Annotated in this window: 24 protein-coding genes; 14 read left to right on the top strand and 10 right to left on the bottom strand. The window is 61.2% G+C overall.

Translation table 11 applies throughout. From position 1 onward, the window contains the following. The 3 genes from J5278_RS15580 to J5278_RS15570 are packed head-to-tail and all read right to left on the bottom strand — an operon-like array spanning position 1 to position 2,347. Positions 1-633 (bottom strand): 2-dehydro-3-deoxy-6-phosphogalactonate aldolase, encoded by a 633-nt coding sequence (locus J5278_RS15580; protein WP_209206720.1) that lies wholly within the window; start codon positions 631-633, stop codon positions 1-3. Continuing rightward, positions 630-1,559: a 2-dehydro-3-deoxygalactonokinase gene (locus J5278_RS15575; RefSeq protein ID WP_209182948.1), complete on the bottom strand. Its 930-nt coding sequence runs from the start codon at positions 1,557-1,559 to the stop codon at positions 630-632. Before J5278_RS15575 ends, J5278_RS15580 begins: the two co-directional genes overlap by 4 nt. Further along, complete coding sequence (locus J5278_RS15570; RefSeq protein WP_142824128.1) at positions 1,559-2,347, bottom strand: SDR family NAD(P)-dependent oxidoreductase; 789 nt, start codon at positions 2,345-2,347, stop codon at positions 1,559-1,561. The genes J5278_RS15575 and J5278_RS15570 overlap by 1 nt, the downstream gene beginning before the upstream one ends. A 110-nt stretch (positions 2,348-2,457) precedes the next feature. Here J5278_RS15570 and J5278_RS15565 point away from each other — a divergent pair, with 110 nt between their 5' ends. From J5278_RS15565 to J5278_RS15515, 11 genes are all read left to right on the top strand, one after another. Then, on the top strand, positions 2,458-3,255 hold the full coding sequence (locus J5278_RS15565) for an IclR family transcriptional regulator (protein WP_209182949.1): 798 nt from the start codon (positions 2,458-2,460) through the stop codon (positions 3,253-3,255). A 206-nt stretch (positions 3,256-3,461) separates the two neighbouring features. Next, positions 3,462-4,196: a LuxR family transcriptional regulator gene (locus J5278_RS15560; protein ID WP_142824129.1), complete on the top strand. Its 735-nt coding sequence runs from the start codon at positions 3,462-3,464 to the stop codon at positions 4,194-4,196. A 376-nt stretch (positions 4,197-4,572) separates the two neighbouring features. After that, positions 4,573-5,748, top strand: a complete 1,176-nt coding sequence (locus tag J5278_RS15555; protein WP_142824130.1) for an Mrp/NBP35 family ATP-binding protein — start codon at positions 4,573-4,575, stop codon at positions 5,746-5,748. A gap of 416 nt (positions 5,749-6,164) precedes the next feature. Continuing rightward, the gene (gene corA, locus J5278_RS15550; RefSeq protein ID WP_142824131.1) at positions 6,165-7,142 is read left to right on the top strand and encodes a magnesium/cobalt transporter CorA; all 978 of its coding nucleotides are present in this window, start codon (positions 6,165-6,167) and stop codon (positions 7,140-7,142) included. Positions 7,143-7,159: 17 nt separating this feature from the next. Further along, the gene (locus J5278_RS15545; protein ID WP_209182950.1) at positions 7,160-9,061 is read left to right on the top strand and encodes a potassium transporter Kup; all 1,902 of its coding nucleotides are present in this window, start codon (positions 7,160-7,162) and stop codon (positions 9,059-9,061) included. 96 nt (positions 9,062-9,157) lie between these two features. Then, the gene (locus J5278_RS15540; RefSeq protein ID WP_244615286.1) at positions 9,158-10,339 is read left to right on the top strand and encodes a cell wall hydrolase; all 1,182 of its coding nucleotides are present in this window, start codon (positions 9,158-9,160) and stop codon (positions 10,337-10,339) included. A gap of 266 nt (positions 10,340-10,605) precedes the next feature. After that, positions 10,606-10,950 (top strand): AtpZ/AtpI family protein, encoded by a 345-nt coding sequence (locus J5278_RS15535; protein ID WP_142824132.1) that lies wholly within the window; start codon positions 10,606-10,608, stop codon positions 10,948-10,950. Positions 10,951-11,030: 80 nt separating this feature from the next. Then, a complete protein-coding gene (locus J5278_RS15530; RefSeq protein WP_111217911.1) occupies positions 11,031-11,783 on the top strand; it encodes a F0F1 ATP synthase subunit A in 753 nt (250 codons plus the stop codon). A 68-nt stretch (positions 11,784-11,851) separates the two neighbouring features. Continuing rightward, positions 11,852-12,079: a F0F1 ATP synthase subunit C gene (locus J5278_RS15525; protein WP_111217634.1), complete on the top strand. Its 228-nt coding sequence runs from the start codon at positions 11,852-11,854 to the stop codon at positions 12,077-12,079. A gap of 75 nt (positions 12,080-12,154) precedes the next feature. Next, complete coding sequence (locus tag J5278_RS15520) at positions 12,155-12,736, top strand: F0F1 ATP synthase subunit B (RefSeq protein WP_209182951.1); 582 nt, start codon at positions 12,155-12,157, stop codon at positions 12,734-12,736. 3 nt (positions 12,737-12,739) lie between these two features. Then, on the top strand, positions 12,740-13,231 hold the full coding sequence (locus J5278_RS15515; RefSeq protein WP_111217638.1) for a F0F1 ATP synthase subunit B: 492 nt from the start codon (positions 12,740-12,742) through the stop codon (positions 13,229-13,231). Positions 13,232-13,283: 52 nt separating this feature from the next. Here J5278_RS15515 and J5278_RS15510 read toward each other — a convergent pair whose 3' ends face one another. Together J5278_RS15510 and J5278_RS15505 are read right to left on the bottom strand one after the other, a co-directional pair. Further along, positions 13,284-13,958 (bottom strand): ribonuclease HII, encoded by a 675-nt coding sequence (locus tag J5278_RS15510; protein WP_209182952.1) that lies wholly within the window; start codon positions 13,956-13,958, stop codon positions 13,284-13,286. A gap of 114 nt (positions 13,959-14,072) precedes the next feature. Further along, entirely contained in the window at positions 14,073-15,230 is a 1,158-nt protein-coding gene (locus J5278_RS15505; RefSeq protein WP_219258286.1) for a PA0069 family radical SAM protein, read from the bottom strand. A gap of 143 nt (positions 15,231-15,373) precedes the next feature. On the opposite strand from J5278_RS15505, the gene J5278_RS15500 reads away from it, so the two are divergent. Beyond that, entirely contained in the window at positions 15,374-15,895 is a 522-nt protein-coding gene (locus J5278_RS15500; RefSeq protein ID WP_209182954.1) for a glycosyltransferase family 2 protein, read from the top strand. 18 nt (positions 15,896-15,913) lie between these two features. Here J5278_RS15500 and moaB read toward each other — a convergent pair whose 3' ends face one another. From moaB to J5278_RS15480, 4 genes are all read right to left on the bottom strand, one after another. Next, a complete protein-coding gene (gene moaB / locus J5278_RS15495; protein WP_209182955.1) occupies positions 15,914-16,468 on the bottom strand; it encodes a molybdenum cofactor biosynthesis protein B in 555 nt (184 codons plus the stop codon). After that, positions 16,465-17,373: a 4-(cytidine 5'-diphospho)-2-C-methyl-D-erythritol kinase gene (locus J5278_RS15490; protein WP_209182956.1), complete on the bottom strand. Its 909-nt coding sequence runs from the start codon at positions 17,371-17,373 to the stop codon at positions 16,465-16,467. Before J5278_RS15490 ends, moaB begins: the two co-directional genes overlap by 4 nt. Positions 17,374-17,379: 6 nt before the next feature. Further along, complete coding sequence (locus J5278_RS15485) at positions 17,380-19,215, bottom strand: tetratricopeptide repeat protein (RefSeq protein ID WP_209182957.1); 1,836 nt, start codon at positions 19,213-19,215, stop codon at positions 17,380-17,382. Positions 19,216-19,334: 119 nt separating this feature from the next. Next, positions 19,335-20,351, bottom strand: coding sequence for a polyprenyl synthetase family protein (locus J5278_RS15480; protein ID WP_142824140.1), 1,017 nt, complete (start codon positions 20,349-20,351; stop codon positions 19,335-19,337). Positions 20,352-20,459: 108 nt separating this feature from the next. On the opposite strand from J5278_RS15480, the gene J5278_RS15475 reads away from it, so the two are divergent. Then, entirely contained in the window at positions 20,460-20,690 is a 231-nt protein-coding gene (locus J5278_RS15475; protein ID WP_209182958.1) for a DUF2007 domain-containing protein, read from the top strand. Between the two features lie 8 nt (positions 20,691-20,698). After that, complete coding sequence (locus J5278_RS15470) at positions 20,699-21,472, top strand: tRNA1(Val) (adenine(37)-N6)-methyltransferase (protein ID WP_209182959.1); 774 nt, start codon at positions 20,699-20,701, stop codon at positions 21,470-21,472. A gap of 66 nt (positions 21,473-21,538) precedes the next feature. Here the strand turns inward: J5278_RS15470 and J5278_RS15465 are convergent, their stop codons facing one another. After that, on the bottom strand, positions 21,539-22,876 hold the full coding sequence (locus J5278_RS15465; protein WP_209182960.1) for an Nramp family divalent metal transporter: 1,338 nt from the start codon (positions 22,874-22,876) through the stop codon (positions 21,539-21,541). Between the last annotated feature and the right edge of the window lie 174 nt (positions 22,877-23,050).

Below are 23,050 nucleotides of genomic sequence, written 5' to 3'. Positions count from 1 at the left end.
TCACGCTCCTACTGCTGCATCATAGGCTGAGATGGTAACGCGCGCCCGCTCGGCAACATCGGCGGCAGTCATTCCGGGCTTGTAGAGGCTGGTGCCGAGCCCGAAGGCGAGGATGCCCACCTTGGTGTAGTCGGCAAAATTCTGGTCGGAAACGCCACCGACGGCGGCAATCGTCAGTTCCGGTGGCAGGATGGCGCGGATGCCGGTAATGCCGGAAGCGCCGAGCACGCCGGCCGGGAAGAACTTGAGGCCGGTAGCACCGGCGCGGGCGGCCGACAGGGCCTCCGTTGCGGTGAAGCAGCCGGGCATGGTCACCATGCCGAGGTCGCGACCACGGCTGATGACGGCAGGTTCGACATTCGGCGTTACCAGCAGCTTGCCGCCGACGGCATCGAGCCTGTCGACGTTCTCGACATCCAGCACGGTGCCGGCGCCGATGAGGCAATCGGCCGGTGCCATCTTGGCGGCCATTTCGATGGAGCGAAACGCGTCCGGCGAATTCAGCGGGATTTCGATGGCCGTCATGCCGGCTTCGATCAGCGCGCCGACGATGGCTTGCGTCTCTTCCGGCTTGATGCCGCGCAGGATGGCGATCAGCGGACGTTTCATCGGCGGGAAGGGGATACGGGTCATACGGCTGTTCTCTCATCGTTTGGCCAGATTGCCTTGGCGGCAGCGGAAAGCCCGCGTCGTACGGCGGCATCGGCGTCGATTGACTGATAGGATATAGATAAGGATTTGAAAGCAGTTTCATAGAGCGATTGCAGGCCGCCCGAGGCGACCAGCGTGATTGTCGCACTGTCGCCGGCAGAGGACAGGGCGCCCGCGATCTCGGCGCCGATCAGCGTTCCGGAAATCCAGGCCTTGGCGCCGGCAGGCGAAAGCCCGTGCAACAACTGCCCGGAGCGGGCACCGAACAGAAGGCTGGTCGCCATTGTCGGCTGCCTGAAAATCGCGCCCACCGCAGCCTCGAACGCTGGGGTATCGGGTTCGCCGGCACCGGCGATAGCCTGCGCCAGAATGCTGTGCTTGCTGATGACGTCGAACAGTTCGCCGGTCATGAAGGTCGAGAAGCCAGAAACTGTACCATCAACGACGCGGACCCATTTCGAATGGGTACCGGGCATGCAGACAATCTGCTCGCCGCGACTTTCGCCGGTGAGCGCTCCCAGCAGCTGCGTCTCTTCGCCGCGAATGACGTCGGGCGCCTCGCGAGCGCGCTGGGCGAGGCCCGGAAGAATGCGGATGTCCCGGTCCTGTCCGGGCACGGACACGGCCCCGGTAAGGATTGCCGAGAGCGCGGTCGGCGTGTCGATATAGCCGGCCTCGACCCAGCCTTGCCTGGCACCGGCCATGCCGCAGATGATCACGGGTACGTCGGCCGGAACCGAGAGGCTGTCGAGATGCCCCTGCAGGACGCCGGCAAAGCCGAGGCTCGCTGCGGTCGTCATGCCTTCGCCGCTGCGACGCTCGCCGAGAATGTTGCCATCCGTCCCGATCAGCCACAGTCGAAAGCTGCTGGTGCCCCAATCGACAGCCACATAGGCTGGTCTTTCCATCAGAAAACGCCTCCGTCAACGATAATGGACTGCGCCGTGATGCCGGCTGCGAGGTCCGATGCAAGGAAAAGGCAGGGACCGACGAGGTCCTCTGCCGTGAGAACATGTTTAAGGCACTGGCGGTCGACCATCCTGGCGATGCTTTCGTCGGTCAGCCACAATTCCTTCTGGCGCTCGGTGACGATCATGCCGGGCAGGATCGCGTTGACCCGGATGTCCTCAGGACCCAGTCGGCCAGCCATGCTTTTGGTCAGGCCGATAATGCCGGCTTTGGCAGTCGCGTAGATCGGCACGTCGGGCATGTTGAGCATGAAGGCGATCGACGAGAAATTAATAATCGCGCCACCGCCACCAGCCCGCATCAGCGGCGCGACGGCCTGTGACACGAAGAACATCTGCTTCAGGTTGATGGCCTGGCTGTCGTCCCAATCCGCCTCCGATACCGTATCGAACTGATGCCGACCGTCCCATCCGGCATTGTTGACCAGCACCCGGATCGCGTCAAAGTCGGATTCGATGGCGGCAACGGTGCTCCTGATGGACGATACGTCGCGCAGGTCTGCATGATAGTAGGAGACAGGATGGGCCGAGCTGTTCGAGATCCGAGCGGCCAGCGCCCGGCTCGCGGTTTCGGCAATGTCGATAAAGGCAACCCGTGCGCCCTGCATCGCGAAACCTTCGACCAATGCTGCCCCGATGCCGGAGCCTCCGCCGGTAATGAGGACGGCCTTGTCTTTGAGATCGGCAATTTGCGCAGACGGTGTCTTCAAAATATCCTCCTGTCGCATCGAATTCCATTATTCGGAACTCAATTTGACTATTTGGAATTATCCGACTAGCGTCCAGCTGTGTCAACCGGCGATGCATCCATTTCGTCGCCCTTCGTAAAGGCAAGAGCATGGCGGGGAGCGAGCGAGCGACGACAGCAGACACCGGCACGCTGGGCAAGGTCATGGCGTTGCTGGACATCATTGCCCTGGCGGACACGCCGATGCGCTTCACCGATATTCTGGAGATTTCCGGACAGCCAAGGGGCACGCTGCACCGGCAACTCGGCCATATGGTGCGCGAAGGCCTGCTGGAGGTGGACAGGGATGGGCGATATCGCCCGGGCCTGCGCCTTCTCACCTTCGCAGCCCGCAGCTGGGCCGGAAGCGATATCAGGCGCATCGCCGAGCCGCATCTCGCTTTGCTCCACGACCAGACAGGCGAGACCGTCCACTTCGGCATTCTGCAGGATCTGCAGGTCATCTACCTCGACAAGGTCGAAGGCCGACAGTCCGTGCGGATGTATTCTCATATCGGCAATGCTGCACCCGCCTATTGCACCGGCGTCGGCAAGGCCGCGCTCTCGACGCTGAGCGATGCCGAGCTCCATGCCCGGGCCGCGCGGATGGAATTCGTAGCTTTCACGCCGCGTACGCACCTGACGGAGGCGACGCTGCTCGAAGAGATCAGCGATATCCGGCTGCGGGGCTTCGCTCTGGATAGGGAAGAACATGAGGCCGGCATATGCTGCGTTGCCGCCGCTATCCCGCCGGTCGGCGCGCGTCCACCGTCAGGAATCTCGGTCACAGGGCCGGCCTATCGTGTCACCGAGGATAGGTTGCGCCAATGGGCGCCGCTGGTGCAGGCGGCAGCGATGTCGATCTCTACCGATATCGACATTCGACTCGGTCCGCGTTCGAAGTTCTAGGCGATAGCATCAGGTGGTCCCGGCAACCGGCAATAGAACCGCGACTGGGGACAAAGATATGGTGCTACTCTTTTACTTGGATTTTGTAGTTGAGTAATTGCCTCATCTTGGCCATGTTGACGCGCCGCTTGCTGGCGCATGTTTTCGAACGCGCCGGCTTGGGAAATCGTGATTTCGTTTCGATTTTGCGTGTAGAAGATAGTATCATGGGGCTCATGGATCAGGCGGTACTCAGCTCGCACGATTTCGTTTCTGAAATTGCGGGCCTGAAAACACAGTTCGACGTCTTCAGATTCTTGAAGCGTGTCGCCGACGCCTATCGTTGCCGGACATTCTTGGTCCTGAACCTGCCGCCGACCACCTCTTTCGCATTGCAGAGCAACACAGTCGTTACCAACTGGCCCCCGGAACTCCTCACGCTCTACGACCAAGAGCGTCTCCTGGTGAACAGCACGGTGATGCGTCACCTGCGCAATTCCACCCTGCCGTTTTGTTTCGACTCGTCGAGCCCCGATATGGAGCGCGACGATGGAAAGACGAAAACGATTGTCGGGCTGCTGGAGCGGTTTCGCATTCCGCGCGGTGCGTATTTTCCAACGCACGATGCCTCCGGTCTTCGTGGCGCAGTTTCCTTTTCAGGCGAGCGTGAAGCCTTTACGCCTCACGAAATGCGCGATCTCAGCTATATTGCCATTCATATCTTCGAGCAGCTCGGCACGATCCGCAACATTGATACGCGCCTGACGGACCCGCTGACCGACCGCGAGATCGACTGCCTGACCTGGACGGCAGCCGGCAAGACCAGTGCCGAGATCGCCGAAATTCTCGGGCTGTCCGAGCACACGGTCAATCACTATCTCAACCGCACGACCAAAAAGCTCGACACTGTCAACCGCACCCAGGCTGTGGCGAAGGCGTTGCGCATCGGCATCATCAAGTGAAAGTATCTGCGTAATATTTATGCAGTGATTTACTGGTCGCCTAAGAAAATGGCTCTGCTCCGGCTGAATTTCTTCTTGCGCCGTTCCGGGCTTCGCCCTGCGCCCCTTGAAATCAATGCATTTTTTGTTTCATCCCAAACTGGCACGCTTTCTGCATCATCACTTTCAGGTCCAGAGGGGACTTTCATAACAGCGCCGGTCAACGGGCGCGGATGATACAGGCCGCTGTCGACAACGTGATGCTCCTCCCAGCACCGTTCGAGACAGCGGCCTTCATATTTTGGGATCTTGAAACTCTTGTAAAATCAGCACTGCCTCTTGGCAGATGCGCATGAAGGTCTATGACTGGATTGACAAAAGCAGGGAGTTTTGCCGCATGGCCGACGTCACGAAGGAACAGGTTCTCGAAACGCTGAAGACCGTTCACGGGCCAGACACCGAAAAGAACATCGTCGAACTCGGCATGGTCTCGGACATCTTCATTTCCGATGCAAAGGTCTATTTCTCCATCACCGTTCCGGCTGACCAGGCGACCGAGTTGGAGTCGCTGCGCCTGGCAGCAGAGCGTGCCGTCAAGGAAATCCCTGGCGCCAAGGGCGCTCTGGTGACTCTGACCGCCGACAAGAAGGCTGGATCCGCACCCCCGAGGCCGACACCCCCAAAGCCGGGCCCGGCCCCAGCTCCCCATAGCCACGGCCATTCCCACGCGCAGCCGGCAAAGGCTGCATCGCCTCCGTCGCGCGGCGCAAAGATCGGCGTACCCGGCATCGGAGCCATAATCGCTGTCGCATCAGGCAAAGGCGGCGTCGGCAAGTCGACGACGGCGGTCAACCTTGCTCTGGCGCTGCTTGCCAACGGTTTGCGCGTCGGCGTGCTCGATGCCGATATCTACGGTCCGTCCATGCCACGGCTGCTGAAACTCTCCGGTCGCCCCCAGCAGATCGAAAACCGCATTATCGTGCCTATGGAGAATTACGGCCTGAAGGTCATGTCGATGGGATTCCTGGTGGAAGAGGAAACCGCGATGATCTGGCGCGGGCCGATGGTGCAATCGGCCCTGATGCAGATGCTGCGCGAGGTCGCCTGGGGCGAGCTTGACGTGCTCGTCGTCGACATGCCGCCCGGCACTGGCGATGCTCAGCTGACGATGGCCCAGCAGGTGCCGCTCGCCGGCGCCGTCATCGTCTCGACGCCGCAGGACCTGGCGCTGATCGATGCCCGCAAGGGCCTCAACATGTTCCGCAAGGTCGAGGTGCCGGTGCTCGGCATCGTCGAGAACATGAGCTATTTCATCGCCCCCGACACAGGCGCACGCTACGATATCTTCGGTCACGGCGGCGCCCGGCTGGAGGCGGAGCGCATCGGCGTGCCGTTCCTCGGCGAGGTGCCGCTGACGATCAACATCCGCGAGACATCCGATGCCGGCACGCCGCTTGTGGTCTCCGAACCGGACGGGGTGATTGCCGGCGTCTATCGCGACATCGCCACCAAGGTGTGGGCGCAGGTGACCGGCCAGCCTCTGCGCGCCGCGCCGGCAATCGTCTTCGAATAGCATGCACGTGCCCCATAGTGCCGCCGCATTGCCTTGTCGGCACAATGTGCTACCCATGCCGTCGCGCCGTTTCTGCGGTCAAAGCGCACGGGAAAAGGGGTTGGACTTGATTCTTTGTCCGCTATGCTGCATATGCGCCGCCGATGCGATGGTCGCCGGATATGCCCTGGGGCAGCGGGCGGCTTGTTGGAAACTTCGGTTCGTGGCCGCGCAAGGGAATTGTGCGCCGCCCGCGAAATTGGTACTGCAACGCAGTGGAGCATGGATACGCCTTCCCGACAGGATCGGCAGAACGCGTCCCGGAGTTTTATGAAATTTTCAGAGATTTCGTCCCTAGGATCGCAGTCGTCGCGCATGCAGCGCCATGACGTCGGCTGTCTGCCCCGCCGTTTCCGGTCCATGGCAGGAGTAGGCCATTGATCACTGCCTACCGTTCCAACTGCAAATCGGTGCCGCGCGCCGATATCGTTGCCGCCAGCACCATCTCGGACGACATCGTCTGGATCGATCTGGTCGACCCGACCCGCGAGGAAGAAGACAAGCTCGAGGCGCTGCTCGGCATCCAGGTTCCGACCCGTGACGATCTGAAGGACATCGAGCCATCGAGCCGCCTCTACAACGAGAACGGCGCCGTCTTCCTGACCGCATCCCTGGTATGGAAAGCCGACTCCGAGCTGCCGAGCCTGACCGACGTCGGCTTCATTCTCGTCGGCAACAGGCTGGTGACGATCCGCTATGCCAATCCGAAATCCTTTGCCCTGTTCATAGCAGCACTGCACCGGATCCCGGAAGACATGCGCAGCGGCGCCGCCTTGCTCGCCAAGCTGATGGAAACCATCGTCGATCGTACCGCCGAGATCCTCGAGCAGGCCGTGTCGCGGATCGATGTGCTGTCGACCCACGTGTTCGGCGACAAGGCGCGGAAAGTCCGCCGTCCTTCGAACTATCTCGAGGAAAAGCTGCGCGACGTCGCCGGCCACCACCGTCTGGTGAGCAAGTCGCGCGATAGCTTGATGTCGCTGTCGCGACTTCTTACCTTCATGCATACGATCCCGGCTGTTCAGCAGGATCGCGAGACCAAGGATCTCTGTCGCAACGTGACGCGGGATGTCCAGTCTCTTTCGGAACATGCGTCTTTCATTGCCGGCAATATCACCTTTCTGCTGGATGCTTCGCTCGGGTTGATCAATATCGAGCAGAATTCCATCATCAAGATATTCTCGATTGCTTCCGTCGTGTTCCTGCCGCCGACGCTGGTTGCGTCTGTCTACGGCATGAATTTCGAACATATGCCCGAGTTGCACTCGACGTTCGGGTATCCTGCCTCCCTCGTGTTGATGGTGGTCTCGGCCGTCGTCCCGTTCTTCTTTTTTCGTTGGAAAGGCTGGCTCTGAGAGCCTAGTGGTCCCGAATGTCTCACGAAATCGATCATTCTCCTGACAGGAAGATGAGCCCGCGCAAACTCTTCTACCTGACGCTCGGCTCCGTCGGCGTCGTCTATGGCGACATTGGCACGAGCCCGCTCTATGCCTTTCGCGAGGCATTGAAGCCGGTTGCCGCCGACGGCCTGACGCGCGGCGAGGTGATCAGCCTCGTGTCGCTGATGTTCTGGGCGCTCACCATCATCGTCACCTTCAAGTATGTCCTTTTCCTGCTGCGCGCCGATAACGACGGCGAAGGCGGCACACTCTCGTTGCTGGCGCTGCTGCTGAAGACCGCCAATGGCCATACCGCCGTGCTGATGTTCCTGGGGCTGAGCGGCGCCGCGCTCTTCCTCGGCGATGCGATGATCACTCCGGCGCTGTCGGTTCTCTCGGCGGTCGAAGGCCTGAAGCTGGTGACGCCGCACTTCGGGCCCTATGTGGTGCCGATTGCCGTCGCCATCCTGGCGCTGCTGTTTGCCATCCAGTCGCATGGTACCGGCGCCGTCGCCCGCTATTTCGGGCCCATTACCGCCGTCTGGTTCATCGTCATCGGCGTCGCCGGCCTGCTGCGTATTCCGGACGACTACGGCATCCTCAACGCCTTCAATCCCTGGTACGGCATCACCTTCCTGATGCACGAGGGCATTCTCGGCATCATCGTGCTCGGGGCGGTCTTCCTGACCGTTACCGGTGCGGAAGCGCTTTACGCCGATCTAGGCCACTTCGGTCGCCGACCCATCCAGTGGGCCTGGTTTGCGCTGGTCTTCCCGTCGCTGACGCTGAACTACCTCGGCCAGGGCGCCATGGTGCTGCGCGAGCCGCTCACCATGTCCGATCCGTTCTTCCTGATGTTCCCACACTGGGCGCTGCTACCGGTCGTATTCCTTGCCACCTGCGCCACGATCATCGCCAGCCAGGCGGTCATCACCGGGGCGTTCTCGCTCACCCGCCAGGCGATCCATCTCGGCTTCCTGCCGCGCATGGAGATCCTCTTCACCTCTGAGACCAATACCGGCCAGATCTTTCTGCCGTCGGTCAACACGCTGCTGTTCTTCGGCGTGATCTTCCTCGTGTTGAGTTTCCAGACCTCCGATTCGCTGTCGACCGCCTACGGGATCTCTGTGACGGGCGCGATGGTGGTGACTTCCGTCATGGCTTTCGAGTTCGTCCGCGTTCGCTGGAACTGGTCGCTGCCTCTGACCATCGTCGTGCTGATGCCGCTGTTCCTGCTCGAGATGGTCTTCCTCGGCGCCAACCTGCTGAAGGTCCACGACGGCGGCTACATTCCGGTCATGATCGCCACCGCCTTCACGGTCGTCATGTGGACATGGCGACGCGGCACGGCGATCCTGATGGAAAAGACTCGTCATACGGATATTCCGCTGCCGTCGTTCGTCAGTTCCATCGAGCGGAAGAGCGACCACTCGCCGGCTTCCGTTCCGGGCACCGCCATCTTCCTGACCAGCGACCCCGAATCCGCGCCCGCAGCACTGCTTCACAATCTGAAACACAACCATGTTCTGCACGAAAAGAACGTCATCCTGACCATCCGCACGGTCAACAAGCCAAGGGTCGCCAACAGCGACCGCTACACGGTGCAAAAGGTCTCAGAGCGGTTTTCACGTGTCGAGCTACGTTTCGGATTCATGGAATCGCAGAACGTCTCGCAGGCACTGGCCGCCTTGCGCAAATCCGGATTGAAGTTCGACATCATGTCGACCTCCTTCTATCTCGGACGCCGCAAGCTCGTGCCGGATGCAAAATCGGGCATGCCGCACTGGCAGGACCGCCTGTTTATCGCGCTCGCCAATGCCGCGACCGACCCGTCCGACTATTTCCGCCTGCCGGCCAACCGCGTGGTCGAACTCGGCTCGCACGTCATCATCTGATCGGCGGGGGATCTCGGCGAAATTAACCATCCATCAAGGTTAATAGGACATTATCTGCTAATGTTCCCGTCGGTGATGGAGTGGGTGTTGCGTCGCATGAGTTCGTACCAGGCCAAGCCTCGCCGGCAACCCAGAAACTGGCTTTCGCCCGCAGTCTTCGGCTGCTGCGCCTGGCTGATTTTCCCCTCCGTATCAGCGCAGGCCGACATTGCCGGGCTGCTCTCCGGCTCCGACGATTCGGGCAGCAACTGGCGCATGGTGCTGACGACGTCGCCGGCCGGCTCCATCCATCAGGCGGAGCTTGCCTTCGCCAATGCCGACGAAAGCGGCATCGAGGGTGGCGGCATGCTGTTGCCGGATGGGCGGCGTATTGCTTTCCAGTCCAAGGAAAAAGGCAGCGACCCGCGCCCGGACGAAGACCGCGTCCGCCGCCGCGACAAGAAGGGCAGGGTGACGGACGTCGTTCCCATGTCGCCGCCGAAAGATTTCACCGCCGGCTCCATCCTGCAGCGCACGACGCTGCTGTTCCACCCGGAACTCGACGTGCCCACCTCCGGCACCGGCGAGAAGACGGCGTTCGTCAAGGACGATATCGGCGACGGCGGCGTGCAGACAGCCTTCCTGTTTTCCAAGCAGGAGCCCCTGAAGGCCGATGGCGGTGTTCCACCCATTCTCGCAAGCCTCGTCACCAATCCTGTCGCCGACAGTCTGGCGCTGGGCTATGCCGAGCCCGGGCCCGACTATGCCACCGTCTCGCCCTTCGACAGCATCCTGAGTAAGCAACCTGCCGACAGCGGCCGTTTCGTGCCGCAGATCGGCGCCAAGGACCATCTCTGGGCGGCAAGCGTGTTGCCTGCAGCCGTATTTTCACCGGACGAACAGCAGTGCCTTGCGACCGGCATCTATTTCGAGGCCCGTGGCGAATCGGTGAAGGGGCAGGCGGCCGTGGCGCAGGTCATTCTTAACCGGGTCCGCAACCCGGCCTATCCGAAAACCATCTGCGGCGTCGTCTACCAGAACGAGGACTGGACCAACGCCTGCCAGTTTTCCTTCGCCTGCGACAAGGTCAAGGACCGCGTTAATTCGCCCGTTCATTGGCAGATCGCCCGCCAGGTGGCGATGGCGGTGACGGCCGGCAAGATCTGGCTCCCGGAAGTCGGCTCCGCGACCCATTACCATGCAGTCTACGTCAAGCCGCGCTGGGCGGCCGAGATGGTCAACGTCGGCCGCATCGGCATGCATCTCTTCTATCGGACGTATGGCGGCGGCTGGAGCTGACCGCCCGACCCCCGGGACGCGGCGCCCGCGGCAGCGGGTGCGACTTTCTGTCGTGATTTCGCAAAGCTCCCTTCAAGCGCATATAAGTCGATGATTTGCCTGCCTTTATTAATGGCGGGACATGTGCTTTCTACGTCTTGACTATGCTTTTCCATAAAACTATGTTCGCCCGAGTTCAAAACGGGCCGAAAGGTGGCTAAGCCTCCAGTTCGTTCTTAGGTTATCGGGGAAGGGTAGCGTTAAGGAACGGCAGCAGGGAGGGCGCCATGGTGGGGGATCAGGACGAAGGTCTTGAAAAGCGTAGGGCGCAATTGGGAGCCGAACTGGCAAACAAACGCGCTGCGACGGGGGAAGCCGAACGGGGGGAAGCTCGGGCTCAGGCCAGCCGCAAAGGCTATGCTCAAGCACTGAAACTCTCCAGCGAATTCGTTTCTGCCATCATTGTCGGCGCACTCATCGGCTACTTCTTGGACCGTCTGGCTGGCACCGGACCGTGGGGCATGATTATTTTCCTGCTCCTCGGGTTTTGTGCTGGTGTGCTGAATGTCTTGCGTATGGCCGGGAAGGTATCCACCCCAACGGTCGGCGACAGCAAGTCGGACAGGAAATAGGCAACAAGACTGCGCATCAGCGCATGTCTTCGAAGCATGGATATCCGCTGCTGAGGCGGGCAAGTGAGAGAGAACGCGCGGTGGCCAACGGTCCGATTCATCAATTCCAGATCAATAAGATCGTTCCGATCGAAATCGGCGGGCTGGATTTCTCATTCACCAATTCGTCGCTGTTCATGGTCGCATCGGTCGTTCTGGCTGGCGGATTTCTCTATTTCGCAACGGCGTCGCGCAGCCTGATCCCGGGCCGCGCCCAGTCCGTCGCCGAAATGTCCTACGAATTCATCGCCAATATCCTGCGTGAAGGTGCTGGCTCCGCCGGTATGAAATTCTTCCCGCTGGTCTTCACGCTGTTCATGTTCGTGCTGACCGCCAACCTGCTTGGCATGTTCCCCTATTTCTACACGGTAACAAGTCAGATTATCGTCACCTTCGCGTTGTCGATGCTGGTGATCGGCATTGTCGTGGTCTACGGCTTTTTCAAGCACGGCCTCGGCTTTCTGAAATTGTTTCTGCCGCAGGGCGTTCCCGCAGTGCTGCTGCCCCTTGTCATTTCGATCGAGGTTATCTCGTTCCTGGCCCGGCCGATCAGCCTTTCCGTCCGTTTGTTTGCCAACATGCTGGCTGGTCACATCACGCTCAAGGTGTTCGCAGGCTTCGTTGCCTCGCTTGGAGCCCTTGGCGCGCTCGGCATCGGTGGTGCCATCCTGCCTCTCATCATGACCGTCGCTCTGACGGCCCTCGAATTTCTCGTGGCATTCCTGCAGGCCTACGTATTTGCAGTGCTGACATGCATGTATCTGAACGATGCGCTGCATCCGGACGGCCACTGAGAAGTAAAGTCGTTGGTGCCGCGTGCACCAGTTAAAGCCAAAACCTATCAATCTAAGGAGTTTCTAACATGGACGCAGAAGCAGCAAAGTTCATCGGCGCCGGTATCGCTTGCATCGGCATGGGTGGCGCAGGCATCGGCCTCGGCACGATTTTCGGCAACTACCTGTCGGGCGCTCTTCGCAACCCGTCGGCTGCCGATGGCCAGTTCGGCCGTCTGATCTTCGGTTTCGCCGTTACGGAAGCTTTGGGCATCTTCTCGCTGCTCGTTGCTCTCCTCCTCCTCTTCGCCGTTTGATTTGTACGGTTTGATGGATCACGGCTTGCGGGAAGCGAGCCGTGATTCTTCGTATTTGCACCACTGGAGGTGAGCATGTTTGTGACTCCGGCTTATGCTGAAGAAGCCGCGCCGGCACCCGGCGAAGTGCACACGGAAACGGGTGTGGCCCCAGGCCATCACGCGTCTTTCCCGCCCTTTGACCCCAAGACATTTCCGTCTGCGCTGCTTTGGCTGGTGATTACATTCGCCATCTTCTACATCGTCATGCAGAAAGTCCTCGTGCCACGCGTTGGCGGGATCCTCGAGAGCCGGCATGCCCGGATCGCGCAGGATGTCGAGGAAGCCGCACGCCTGAAGGCCGAAGCCGACGCCGCTGTCGCGACCTATGAGCGCGAACTGGCAGAAGCCCGTGCCAAGTCCAATGCTATCGGTGCCGCAGCCCGCGCCGAAGCAAAGGCGAAGGCGGAAGCCGAACGCCGTGCCATCGAGGCAAGCCTGGCCGAAAAGATCAAGACCGCCGAAGCACGGATCGCCGAAATCAAGGCGAAGGCATTTGCCGACGTCGGCGCTGTTGCCGAAGAGGCTGCGTCATCCGTGGTCGAGCAGCTGATCGGTGTGCCGGCTTCGCAGTCCGAGGTTGCCGCTGCTGTCGCCAACGTCAAGCAGGAGGCATAAGCCATGGAATTCCATCTGGACGAAACCTTCTTCGCTCTCGTTGGCCTGCTGCTGTTCATCGCCCTCATCGTCTACATGAAGGTTCCCGGCATGATGGCGAAGTCGCTCGACGAGCGCGCCGACCAGATCCGCAACGATCTGTCGGAAGCCAAGCGTCTGCGCGAGGAAGCCCAGCATCTGCTGGCCGAGTACCAGCGCAAGCGCAAGGAAGCGGAAGTCGAGGCGGCCAATATCGTTGCCTCTGCCGCTCGCGAAGCCGAGTTGCTGACAGCCGAAGCCAAGAAGAAGACGGAAGAATTCGTCGAACGCCGCACTGCAATTTCCGAGCAGAAGATCAAGCAGGCAGAGCTCGACGCCATCAAGGAAGTTCGCGCTGCCGCTGTCGACTTGGCAATCGCCGCAGCCCAAACCGTCATCGCCAGCAAGGCAGACGCCGGTGTTCAAGCGAAGCTGTTCCAGGCAGCGCTTGGCGACGTCAAGGCAAGCTTGAACTAAGCTTTGTACACATCAATGCGAAAGGCCGGGCATCGTCCCGGCCTTTTTGCATTTAGGGGGTTTCGTTGGCGAGGACATCCTTGCGCATCGGCCGGAAGCTCATGCGGTGCAAAGGGCAGGGGCCGACAAGCTCGATGCTGCTGCGATGAACGGCGGTGGCATAGCCGGCATGGGCTGCAAAGCCATAGGCCGGAAATACCATGCCGGCCCTGACCATCATCCGGTCGCGCGTCACCTTGGCAAGAATCGAAGCTGCAGCGATCGACAGCGACCGCCGGTCGCCCTTGACCACAGCCCTGCCCGAACAGGGGAGGCCTGGTGGCACGTCGAGCCCGTCGACAAGCACGAAGCCTGCCGGGATCGCAAGACCGCAGACAGCCCGCCGCATGGCATCGAGGCTCGCCTTGCGAATATCGGTCGCGTCGATGCGCCCGGCGCTGGACGATGCGATTGAGATCGTCGATGTCGCAATGATGAATTCGAACAGCTCTTCCCGTCGGGTCGCAGACAATTGCTTGGAATCGTTCAGGCCTTCGGGAATGTTATCGGGATCGAGGATGACGGCGGCAGCAACGACAGGCCCGGCGAGAGGACCTCGGCCTGCCTCGTCCGTGCCGGCAACCGGCCAGTGGCCTGCCTTGCGCGCCGAGTGCTCGAGCGTGAAATCCGGGACGAGCGGCAGGTCTTCGAAGAGCTGGGGAGAATCGGGTGGCGTGCGACGTGTCATGCGGCTGACCCTCGCACGCCAACCCGATTTCCTGCAAGTCCCCCGGCATTGGGGCGGCCAAGCCGGGGGATATCCTTTGGACAGTCAGGGCAACCGTCCGCAGGAATGGGGTTTTCAGAGCAGCGACAACTGAACGCCACTGCCATCCGGCGGAACGAACAGATCGGTGCGCAGCCGAATGCTGCGGCGCGTAAGACCGAGCCTCTTGGTGGCCATCTCGAACCGGCGGCTGATCTGCCAGGCGTAGGGTCCGGCACCCTTCATCCGCTTGCCAAAATCCGCATCGTAATCCTTGCCACCGCGCATCTCGCGGACCAGCGACATCACATGCCGGTACCGGTCCGGATAGTTCTGCAGCAGCCAGTCGCGGAACAGCGGGCTGACCTCGAGCGGCAGGCGCAGCATCACATAGCCGGCCTCCTGAGCCCCGGCCGCCTTGGCCGAATCGAGGATCTTCTCGAGTTCATGGTCGTTGAGTGCCGGGATCATCGGCGCCACCATGACCGAAGTCGGGATGCCGGCTGCGGAAAGCATCCGGACTGCCTCCAGTCTGCGTGCCGGCGTCGAAGCGCGGGGCTCCATGGTGCGCGCAAGCTTGCGGTCGAGCGTGGTGACCGACAGCGAGACGCGCACGAGGTTCTTTGCCGCGAGTTCGCCAAGGATATCGAGGTCGCGCAGCACCATCGCCGATTTGGTGACGATGGATACCGGATGGTTGGCCCGGTTCAGCACCTCCAGGATCTGGCGCATGATCCGCCATTCCTTCTCGATCGGCTGATAAGGATCGGTATTGGTGCCAATGGCAATGACCTTCGGCTCGTAGCCGGGTTTGGCCAGTTCTCTTTCCAGCAGCTTCGGCGCATCCGGCTTGGCAAACAGCTTGGCCTCGAAATCCAGCCCGGCAGACAGCCCCATATAGGCGTGCGTCGGGCGCGCGAAACAGTAGATGCAGCCATGCTCGCAGCCACGATAGGGATTGATCGAGCGATCGAAGGGAATGTCCGGCGACGTATTGCGGGTAATCGCCGTGCGCGCTTTCTCGATCTGCACCTCGGTCCTGAAGGGAGGCAGGTCTTCCAGCGACTGCCAGCCGTCGTCGACGCTCTCGCGGCTCGATGGTTCGAAGCGACCGCCAGGATTGAGCCCAGCACCGCGACCACGCCGCCGGTCGATGTCGATCCGCAGACCGGACGAAACGATCAGTGCATCAGCCATATCTGCCGTGTTGGCAAGCGCGAATGCGGCCTGCCCTGCAAGGGACTGTTGGTTCATCGGTGGCTCCAGCGGCAGGGGATGCCCGTGCATCCCGATGTCTGACCTTGATTAAATTCCTATCGCAGCAATGAGAACAATGCAAGAACAAAATGCGGAAAACTGCGCTAGCATTCGATTATGCACCGCACTATAAACGAGCGATGTTGACAGTCATAATCGAATGCCGGGATCAGGAACCCGAATTGGCGCAGACACTTGCGTCCCTCGTCGCGGGTGCGATCGAGGGCCTGGTCTGTGACGTCGTGGTTCTCGACCATGGCTTAAGCGATGGCACCGAGCGCGTCGCCGATGCCGCCGGCTGCCGCTATCATACCGAATGGGATCTCGGCGAGATCCTGCGCTCCGCACGCGGCGAGTGGCTGCTCCTGGTAGAACCCGGCGCGCGCCCGCAGGCCGGCTGGATAGACGAGATCGGCGAGTATATGGCACTGAACAAGTTGCCTGCCCGCTTCACCGCTTCGCGTGGATACAGGCGGCCGTTGCTGCAGCGCATCGGTCGGGCGGTGTCGCCGCTGGAGTTCGGCTTCCTCATTTCAAAGGCTCAGGCCGTGGCCGCTGCCAGAAGCGGCATGACGCTGGCAGAACTTGCCAGGGGCCAGAAGCCCGGAAAGCTGTCGAGCGAGATCATCCCGTCCTGGGTGGCGGCGCGCTCGGTGCGCTGATCTGGCTGGCCTCTTTGATCAGACGGATTGCCCGCCGCGCTTGAGGTGCTCGTCGAGGCGAGGCATGATCTCGATGAAATTGCAGGGCATGTGACGGTAGTCGAGCTGTGCCTTCAGGATGCCATCCCAGGCATCCTTGCAGGCCCCGGGCGATCCCGGCAGTACGAAGATGAAAGTGGCATTGGCCAGCCCTGCCGTCGCCCGCGACTGGATCGTCGACGTGCCGATCTTGTCGTAGGAGATGCGATGGAAGACCGCCGAAAAACCCTCCATGCGCTTTTCAAACAGCGGCTCCAGCGCATCCGGCGTCACGTCGCGGCCGGTAAAGCCGGTGCCGCCGGTAGTGATCACCACATCGACTGCGGGGTCCGTGGTCCAGGCTTCCACGGTAGCGCGGATCTGTGCGATATCGTCGGGCACGATGGCGCGGGCGGCCAACCGATGGCCGGCGTCTGCAATGCGCCTCACCAGAGTGTCACCGGATTTGTCGTCTTCGGCTGTGCGGGTGTCGGAGACGGTGAGCACGGCAATGCCGACTGGCACGAAAGGCCGCTGTTGCGTCGAGCCTGTCATCGGAGATCTCCTGCGGTTGTCTGCGTTGCCTGAAAATACCAGTCCGGCCTGTGGCTGTGAAGCGAAGCGGCCGCAGCTTTGGCTGCATCCAGATCGTCAAACAGGGCAAAACAGCTGGCACCAGAGCCGGACATCCTGACGAGCCTGGGTCGTTGCCCGGCCATCAATACCGATAGCTCGCCGATCTCGGGGCAAAGTGCACGCGCCGGCGGTTCTAGATCGTTGCGGAGGCTGTCGATCACGGAAAGCCACTCGTGGCTACTCTTCAGTTGCCGGTGTTCGAAACCGAACGGTGGATTGTTCTTCTCCCTCAACTGACGAAAAACCGCCGGTGTCGATACCCCGACCAGAGGGTTGCCGATCAGCAAGCCGAAGGAGGGAAAGTCCGGCAGCACGTCGATCTCCTCGCCGATGCCACGGGCGATCAGCGGCCGGCTCGTCAGACACATCGGCACGTCAGCCCCGAGTTGCAGCGCAAGAGCCTTCAGCTTATCCGGCGTGAGAGTGATGTTCCAAAGCCGCATCAGCCCGCGCAAGGCCGCAGCGGCATCGGCCGAGCCGCCACCTATGCCGGAGGCGATGGGCAAGCTTTTCTCGAGATGAATCATCACCGGCGGTGCACTGCCGCCAGATGCCTGCCGCAAAAGATCGCGCGCCCTGATCACGAGGTTGCTAGTGGGTTGCTCCTGCGGGCCAAGAGACGTTGCGAACCGTCCGGATATCTCGAAACCGTCAGCATCGGCGGAGCGGAACCCCAGCCGGTCGCCATGATCGGTAAAAGTCACCAGCATGTCGAGCAGGTGGTAACCGTCGCCCCGAAGTCCCGTCACATGCAGGGCAAGGTTGATTTTCGCGGGCGCCTCTTCCGTGAGGTCGAAGGCGCCCGCGTCAAAAATCGATAGCATCGGTCGTCAGGATTTCTTGTCGACTGGCGGGGTCTCGGCCGGGACTGCTGCCGGCGGCTTGGATTTCTCCGCAGCCTTGGGGTCGTCGAGCGGCGGCAGGCCGTTGGCGATCTTGTCCTTCAGACGCGGCAGGTCGGCCTCTTCCGGCTTGTAGGTAATCGCCCGGTTCCACTGGTAGACGGCCTCGAGACGACGCCCGACGCGCCAGTATGCATCGCCGAGATGGTCGTTGACGGTGACATCGCCGGCTTCCAGCTGCACGGCGCGTTCCAGTTCCTTGACCGCATCGTCGAAGCGGTTGAGGCGGAAATAGGCCCAGCCGAGCGAATCGACGATGTAGCCGTCGTCAGGTCGCGCATCGACAGCCTTCTTGATCATCGCCAGCCCCTCGTCGAGGTTGCGGTTCATGTCGACCCAGGAATAGCCGAGATAGTTGAGCACCTGCGGCTGGTCGGGGTTTAGCTCGAGCGCCTTCTTGAAGTTCGGCTCGGCAATGTCCCACTTCTTCAGGCGCTCATAAGCGATAGCGCGCTGGTAGAAGATGTTCCAGTCGGCTTTGGTCGGCACTGGGCCGATGACCTCGACAGCCTTGTCATAGTTGTCGGCCATCGCCTGGTAGTTCTTGGCCTGAGACAGCACGTTGCCATAGGCAAGGTAGCTGCGGATATCCTTCGGATCGGACTCGATCAGCGACTTCAGGTGCTTGAGTGCATCTTCGGACTTGCCGCCCTGTGCCAGCGCCAGCCCGAGTTGCAGTTCAGAGATGCGGGCCATTGGCGATCCCGGCGGCACCTGCTTGTAGAAGGCGATGGCGCGGTCCATCTGGTCCTGCTTTTCGGCAATGCCGCCGAGCAGCACCAGCGTGTCCGAGCTCTTCGGGTCCAGCGCATTCGCCGTCTCGAGGTACAGCGATACCACGTCTTCGGCGCCATCGCGGTTTAGCGCGGCGGCAACGGAGAACAGCACGGATGCGGCCCCCTGCGAGGCGTTGGTCACGGCCTGCTCCGGCTTTTCACCCTTGCCGATGCTGTCGCGCAGCGCGTTCAGCGGCGCAAAATTGCTGATCATGCTGTCGCCGACGGAGATTGCGTCCAGCGCCTTCTGCTTGTTGCCTTCCTTGGCTTCGAGCGAGGCAAGCGCCATGACGGCGCGCATGTAGGTGTCCGGTGCCGTGGCGCCGCCGTCCTTGTCGAGCACGGCGCTGTTGAGGTGCGTGCGAGCCGATTTGGTATCGCCGATGACAAGGGCGATGGTGCCGGCCTGGTAGTTCTTGAAGATGTCGAACCAGTTCGGCCCCTGCATCTTGTCGACCATCGCCAGCGCTTCCTTGCCGCGTCCGGCGCCGACCTGCGCCCAGGCGGCAAGCAGCCCGTTCATCATCCGGTCGAGGTCGTTCGGGCCGGTGTATTTGAGGATAGCCTGGGCTGCGCTGTAATCGTGGCGGCGCATGGCGTCCATGCCGCGCACGATTGTGGTGATCCGCTCGACCGTCGGGTCGGACTTCAGTTCGTTGGCATATTTGACGCCTTCGTCGATATTGCCGTTGAGCAGCAGCGAAATCATCAGGCGTTGGCGGATTTCCGGGTTGCCCGGCTCGATCATCAGCGCCTTTTTGTAGAGCGCTATGGCGTTGATGTAGTCATGGTCGACATCGGCCGTGCGGGCGGCAAGAAAGGCGCCGGAAAAGGTATCGACGCGGTCCGGCTCGAAGGTCACCGTATCGCTCGCATCCACTGCCTTCTTGGACGTATCTTCGGCGTGCAGCACGTTGATTGCAGTCACCGAAATGAACGCGGCGAGAGCTGCGCTCGAAAGCAAACGAATGGCAAGTGTTTGCCGCATTAGAGAACCTTTCTTGGAGGGCAACCGGAAGCCGGTCGCGCCATGCATTCTTTCAGCACTGATTCACAACAGGATGGCTTTTTTGAAGCGGCCCCGCAAGAAATACAGCTCGTCGCTTGTCAGTTAACGCGCTCGATGCAGAAGTCGATGACTTCCATCAGGGCCGATTTGCCGGGGCTGTCCGGCAACGGTGCCAGGGCATCTCGCGCAATCGTGCCGTAGTGGACGGCCCGTCCGATGGTGTCGTTGAGGGCGCCGTACTTGGTGATCAAACCCAAGGCCTTTTCGAGATTGGCGTCGCTGCTGTTACCGTTCTCGATGGCGTCGCGCCAGAAGGCACGCTCTTCCTCGGTGCCCCGGCGATAGGCGAGGATGACAGGCAGGGTGATCTTGCCCTCGCGAAAATCGTCGCCGACATTCTTGCCGAGATCGACGGCCTTGCCACCATAGTCGAGCACATCGTCGACCAGCTGGAAGGCGAGACCAAGATTGGTCCCGTAGGATTTCAACGCATTGCGGCCTGATTTGCCGCCATTGGCAACGATCGGCCCGACTTCCGCAGCCGCAGCAAAAAGCGCCGCCGTCTTGGCGCGGATGACCGAGAGATAGTCGTCCTCGGTGGTCTCCATGTTCTTGGCGACCGACAGCTGCAGGACTTCGCCCTCGGCAATGACACAGGCAGCCGTCGACAGCACGTCGAGTGCTTCCAGCGACCCGACATCCACCATCATGCGAAATGCCTGGCCGAGCAGGAAGTCGCCGACCAGCACGCTCGCCTGGTTGCCCCAGATCATGCGGGCCGTGGAGCGGCCACGGCGCAGATCGCTTTCGTCGACCACGTCGTCGTGCAGCAGCGTTGCCGTATGCATGAACTCGACAGAGGTCGCCAGCTTGACGTGGTTTTCGCCCTTGTAGCCAAACAGCGCTGCAGAGGCGAGCGTCAGCATCGGCCGCAAGCGCTTGCCGCCGGAGGAAATCAGATGCTCCGCGACCTCCGGGATCATCTGCACATCGGATCCAGCCTTGGAAAGGATCAACTGGTTGACACGCTCCATATCTGCCTTGGTCAGGTCGACCAGCGGCTTGACGGAGGCCAGTCTGTTTTTGCTTTCTTCAAGCGGTATCACGACGCCCAACGTCCCGAACTCCTGTTCATTTTGTGAAAACGACAATAAGAAGGGGCAGGGGACGCGGCAAGGGGCGAATTGTCCGGTCGCGCAAAATTGACAGGAAACGCCAGGTTCATGCACGAATTGATACGCACCAACGATCCCGTCACGCTTTCATTCGCCGAAAGCCTGATGAAGGATGCGGGTATCCGCTGCATGGTTGCCGATGAGGCAATGAGCATTCTCGAAGGCTCGCTCGGCATGCTGCCGCGTCGCTTCCTGGTCGACGGGGAGCGCGCCATCGAGGCCCGCCGCATCCTGATAGACGCCGGCCTTGGCGACGAGTTGCGCGCCGAGCGGCGCTGAGAGCGGCGATGAGCGAACCCGGCGAAACAATCGACGCTTTTCATCGCGGTGCGTTCCATATCGTCCAGCCGAAGGGCCGGGGACATCGCGCCGGCATGGATGCCATGCTGCTGGCCTCACTCGTCGACGATAACCGCGCCATCAGGGTTGCCGATCTCGGCGCCGGTGCCGGCGCTGCCGGTTTTGCCGTTGCCTCACGCCTCGAGCGTGCCGAGGTCACGCTAATCGAACGGTCTCCGGAAATGGTCGCCTTTGCCGAAAAGGGCCTCGCGCTGTCCGAAAACAGCCGTTTTGCCGGCCGGATATCGGTCGTCAGTGCCGATGTCACGCTGACAGGCAAGCGACGCAATGCTGTGGGCCTTGCCGACAACAAATTTGACCACGTCATCATGAATCCGCCCTTCAACGACGGCAGCGATCGGCTGACGCCCGACCCCCTCAGGGCGGAGGCGCATGCCATGACGGAAGGCCTTTTCGAGACCTGGCTGCGCACAGCCAGCGCCATCCTGGTCCCTGGCGGCCAGCTTTCGCTGATTGCCCGTCCGGAATCGATGGGCGAGATCATCGCTGCCTGCGGCCGGCGTTTCGGCGGGATCGAGATCACTGCCATCCATCCTCGCAACGGCGAAAGTGCGGTGCGGATCCTGGTGACCGCGATCAAGGGATCGAGGGCCCGCCTTGCTCTGCGCTTTCCGCTCGTCATGCACGAGGAAGGCGGCAACCAGTTCATGCCCTTCGTCGACGATCTCAACAACGGACGTATTGCCTATCGTCGACGGTAATGGATATATCTCTTTTTTTTCAAGTATTTCCGGACGCAAAACCGCTCAGCGCTTTTGCTGGAATTGCTAGAAGAAGATGTCTCCCAGTAGCTTGATGTTCAGAAGGGCAATGGCGAAGGCAATCAGGTAGGCAATTGCACTCAGCCAGCGCGGAGCCACCAGGGCACCCATCTTCGCCTTGTCGGCGGTAAACATCACCAGCGGGAAGACGGCGAAGGAAAGCTGCAGGCTGAGCACCACCTGGGTCAGGATCAGCAGTTCCGACGTGCCCTCGTCGCCGAACCAGATGGTGACGATAGAGGCCGGGATGATGGCCAGACCGCGCGTCACTGCCCGGCGGATCCACGGCTTCAGCCTGATCTGCAGAAAGCCTTCCATGACGATCTGGCCTGCCAGCGTCGCGGTCACCGTCGAATTGATGCCGCAGCAGAGAAGAGCAATGCCGAACAGGGTCGGCGCAATCGCCATGCCCAGCAGCGGTGCCAGCAGCGAGCTCGCATCGCCGAGTTCGACCACATCGGTCTTGCCGTGGGCATGGAAGGCGGCAGCGGCAAGGATCAGGATCGCAGCGTTGATCAGCAGCGCAAAGGTCAGCGCCACCGTCGAGTCGATCGTTGCAAACGTCAGCGCCTCGCGCTTTTCCGGCAGGGTCTTGCCGTATTTGCGGGTCTGGACGATGCCTGAATGCAGATAGAGATTGTGCGGCATGACGGTCGCCCCGAGGATGCCAAGCGCCAGGTACAGCATTTCCGGATTACGAACGATGTCTGTGGTCGGCAGGAAGCCACGGATGACGCCGCCCCAATCCGGATCGGCAAGTGCGATCTGGAAGGCGAAGCAGCAGGCGATGACGCCAAGCAGGGTAATGATCAGTGCCTCGATCCAGCGGAAACCGAGCCGCTGCAGATAGAGAATAAGAAATACGTCGAGCGCCGTCAGCAGCACACCCAGTTCCAGCGGCATGCCGAAGATCAGGTTGAGCCCGATGGCGGTGCCGATGACTTCAGCGATATCGGTGGCGATGATGGCGATTTCGGCGAGTGCCCAGAGCGGCACCGCGACATAGCGCGGGAATGCATCGCGACAGGCCTGCGCCAGGTCCCGGCCGCTGGCGATGGCGAGCCGGGCGCACAGCGCCTGCAGCACGATGGCCATCAGGTTGGACAGAAGCGCCACCGAGAGAAGCGCATAACCGAATTTCGAGCCGCCGGCGAGCGACGTCGCCCAGTTGCCGGGGTCCATGTAGCCGACCGCCACAAGATAGCCCGGCCCGGCAAACGCCATCATCCGGCGCAGCTTCGATCCGCTCTTCTGGGTGTCCACCGAACCATGCACGTCGGCAAGGCTGAGATCGAGGCTGTCCTGCCGCCAGCCGGCATCGGTTTTCGGTTTGATCGCGTCCATGGTGTCCTCGTCTGTATGCTGCAATGCAAGACTAGTTGTTTAGAATGATAATGCAAGTCATTCGCAACAAGAAATTTATGTGACGAGAAAATTTGCCGTGGCGGGGGTCATTTGCGGCAGCAGAGCGATGAGATGGTCAGGCTGATCGGGGGCGGAGGGATAGCGCGCGCATCG

It is taken from the genome of Rhizobium sp. B21/90, from assembly GCF_019355815.1.
In the GTDB taxonomy this organism is placed as follows: Bacteria; Pseudomonadota; Alphaproteobacteria; order Rhizobiales; family Rhizobiaceae; genus Rhizobium; species Rhizobium rhododendri.
The sequence above is the reverse complement of the archived record's forward strand: the minus strand, read 5'-3'. Positions and strand labels throughout refer to the sequence as shown.